At 90.0% G+C, this 532-nt stretch carries 1 protein-coding gene; it reads right to left on the minus strand.

Annotated features, from left to right (window positions below):
* Positions 1 to 532, minus strand: a 532-nt coding sequence (locus tag BW996_RS21915; protein WP_217694723.1) for a hypothetical protein, incomplete at both ends; no start/stop codon positions are given.

The following is a 532-nucleotide window of genomic DNA, read 5'->3' on the forward strand; positions in this document are numbered from 1 at the left end:
GGCGTGGCCAGCGCGGCCGGCGCGGCGGGCGTGGCCAGCGCGGCCGGCGCGGCCGGCGCGGCCGGCGCGGCGGGCGTGGTGGGCGTGGCGGGCGTGGCCGGCGAGGCCGGCGTGGCCAGCGCGGCAGGCGCGGCAGGCGCGGCCGGCGCGGCCAGCGAGGCCAGCGAGGCCGGCGCGGCCGGCGTGGCCAGCGCGGCCGGCGTGGCCGGCGTGGCCGGCGCGGCGGGCGTGGCCAGCGCGGCAGGCGCGGCCGGCGCGGCCGGCACGGCAGGCGTGGCCAGCGCGGCCGGCGCGGCCGGCGCGGCGGGCGTGGCCAGCGTGGCCGGCGAGGCCGGCGTGGCCAGCGTGGCCAGCGCGGCCGGCGCGGCCGGCGCGGCCGGCGCGGCGGGCGTGGCCAGCGCGGCAGGCGCGGCCGGCGCGGCCGGCACGGCAGGCGTGGCCAGCGTGGCCGGCGAGGCCGGCGTGGCCAGCGCGGCCGGCGCGGCCGGCGCGGCGGGCGTGGCCAGCGTGGCCGGCGAGGCCAGCGTGGCCG

This window comes from Sphaerotilus natans (assembly GCF_900156335.1).
In the GTDB taxonomy this organism is placed as follows: Bacteria; Pseudomonadota; Gammaproteobacteria; order Burkholderiales; family Burkholderiaceae_C; genus Sphaerotilus; species Sphaerotilus natans.